This window comes from Microbacterium sp. (assembly GCF_031988965.1).
Taxonomy (GTDB): domain Bacteria; phylum Actinomycetota; class Actinomycetes; order Actinomycetales; family Microbacteriaceae; genus Microbacterium.
Map to the genome: position 1 here is coordinate 1,297 of NZ_DALZXX010000282.1, position 210 is coordinate 1,506.

General features: G+C 74.3%; 1 protein-coding gene. It reads left to right on the forward strand.

Going from position 1 to position 210, the window contains the following annotated elements; translation table 11 throughout:
- Positions 1 to 210: hypothetical protein (locus RTM68_RS18750; protein ID WP_312173841.1), on the forward strand; the 210-nt coding region annotated here is incomplete at both ends.

Consider the following 210-nt stretch of genomic DNA (forward strand, 5'->3'; position numbering starts at 1 on the left):
CAGCGAGTCCGCTCGCGATCTCGCCGCTGACCCTGTGGTCGCTCCGCTATGTCGTCGTCGGCATCCTGCTCGCCACGGCCGCGGCCTGGCCCGTGTACGAGGCGCCGCGAGCCCTCGTCGTCGGAATCGTCGGCGGCGTGCTCGGCATGGCCGTCGCCATCGTGGCGCGGATGCTGCGCTGGGGGCTGCTGCTCGCCGCGCTCGCGGCTG